The organism is Streptacidiphilus carbonis (assembly GCF_000787775.1).
Taxonomy (GTDB): domain Bacteria; phylum Actinomycetota; class Actinomycetes; order Streptomycetales; family Streptomycetaceae; genus Streptacidiphilus; species Streptacidiphilus carbonis.
This window is the reverse complement of sequence record NZ_BBPM01000138.1, coordinates 1-2,226: the sequence shown is the minus strand read 5'-3', so window position 1 is coordinate 2,226 and position 2,226 is coordinate 1. Positions and strand designations below refer to the sequence as shown.

The 2,226-nt window shown below is 73.3% G+C and carries 1 protein-coding gene; it reads left to right on the top strand.

Annotation, left to right across the window (positions count from 1 at the left end):
- Nucleotides 1–2,226, top strand: a 2,226-nt coding sequence (locus TR46_RS37610; RefSeq protein WP_152626945.1) for a condensation domain-containing protein, incomplete at both ends; no start/stop codon positions are given.

The following is a 2,226-nucleotide window of genomic DNA, read 5'->3' as shown; positions in this document are numbered from 1 at the left end:
CTGCGCGCACTGCCGTCCGGCCAGGTCGGCTTCAACTACCTGGGCCGCTTCTCCACCGCCGACATGCCCGAGAACCTGCGCGGACTCGGCTTCACCGAGGCAGCCGACGCGGCCGGGCTGCTCCCGGAGCTCGATGCGGACCTGCCTGCGATGGCGACGGTCGACGTCAGCGCCTTCGTCGTCGAATCGGGGGCGGGCGCGGGGCTCGACGCGGTCTTCCGCTTCCCCTCCGGGGTGCTGTCCCGCGAGGAGGTGCAGGAGCTCGCCGATCTGTGGTGTGCGGCGCTCGAAGGCCTCGCCCGGCACGTCGCCGGTCCTGGTGCGGGTGGCCTGACGCCGTCGGATCTGCCGCTGGTGCCGGTGCGTCAGCACGACATCGACCTGTGGGAGAAGCGCTACCCGGGTCTGGCGGACGTGTGGCCGCTCACTCCCCTGCAGTCGGGTCTGCTGTTCCACGCCATGCTGGCGGAATCGGAGTTCGACGCCTACCACATGCAGCTGGTGCTGCACCTGTCGGGTTCGGTGGATCCGGGTCGGATGCGGGCGGCCGGGCAGGCGTTGCTGGACCGGCATGCCGCTTTGCGTACGGCGTTCGTGGCCGATGGTGCCGGGGAGTTGGTGCAGGTGGTTCCCGGGCGGGTGGAGCTGCCCTGGCGCCATGACGATCTGGCCGGACTCGGTGTGGAGGAGCGTGACGCGGCGTACGCACGCCTGCTGGCCGAGGACCATGCCGCCCACTTCGACCCGGCGGTGCCCCCGCTGCTGCGGATGTCCCTGGTCACCATGGGCCCCGACCGCTCCGAACTGGTCCTCACCGCGCACCATGTGCTGGTCGACGGCTGGTCGCTGCCGGTGCTCATGGCGGACCTGTTGCGCCTCTACGGGACGGCGGGGGACCCCGCGTCCCTGCCCGACCGGCGCGGCTTCCGGGATTTCCTGGTGTGGCTGTCCGAGCAGGACCGCGAGGAGTCGGCCCGGGCCTGGGCCCGGGAGCTCGAAGGGGTCGAAGGGCCCACCCTGCTCGCCCCCGAAGCGGGGTCGGCGGCGGACCAGGCCGGCGCGGTCGGCGCGGTCGACGTGCCGCTGCCGCCGGAGGAGGCGCGCGAGCTGTCGAGGCGCGCCGCCGAGCTCGGCGTCACCCTGAACACCGTGGTCCAGGGGGCCTGGGCGCTGCTGCTGTCCGGACTGACCGGTAGCGGCGACGTGGTCTTCGGCGCCACCGTCTCCGGTCGCCCGCCGGCTGTTCCGGGCGTGGACGAGATGGTCGGACTGTTCATCAACACCCTGCCGGTGCGGGTGCGGTGCGCCCCCTCGGCGACCCTCGCCGACCTGCTGACCGACCTCCAGCAGCGCCAGGGCGCCCTGCTGGACCACCACTACTACGGGCTGACCGACATCCACCGGGACGCCGGTCTCAGCACCCTCTTCGACACCCTCGTCGGCTTCGAGTCCTACCCGGTCGACCGCGCGGCCCTCGGCGAGGCCCATGAGGCCGCGGGCATCGGGATCACCGGGGTCACGCCGGACTCCGGCACCCACTACCCGCTGTCCGTGGTCGCGACCGCGGACCCGCACCTGCGGGTGGCCCTGCAGTACCAGGAGCAGGTGTTCGACCAGGAGGCCGCCGGGTCCCTCGCGGCCCGCTTCGTACGGGTGCTGCGGCAGATCGCGGCGGATCCGTATGTGCGGGTGCGTGCGGTGGATCTGCTGGAGCCGGGTGAGCGGGTCCGGTTGCTGGATGATTTCAACGAGACCGGGGCTCCGGTGCCGGTGGGTACCATTCCCGGGCTGTTCGAGGCGCGGGTCGCGGCGACGCCCGACGCGACCGCGGTGGTCTTCGGGGAGACCACGCTGACCTACCGCGAACTGGACGACCGGGCGAACGGCCTGGCCCGGGTTCTGGCCGGGCGCGGCGTGCGCCCCGAGTCGGTGGTGGGCGTGGCGCTGACCGGCTCGCCCGAGCTGGTGGTCGCGCTGCTCGCGGTGATGAAGGCCGGCGGTGCCTACCTGCCGATCAACCCCGACTACCCCGCGGAGCGCCTGGAGTTCATGCTGCGCGACGCCGGGCCGGCCCTGGTGGTCACCGATGCGGAGCGCGCGGCCGTTCTGCCCCCCGCCCCTTGCCCGCTCCTCCTGCTCGACGATCCGGACACGGCGGCGGCGGTCGCCGCGGCCGTCGGGGCGGCGGACCTCCCGGACCCGGGGACTCGGCGCGTGGACCAGACG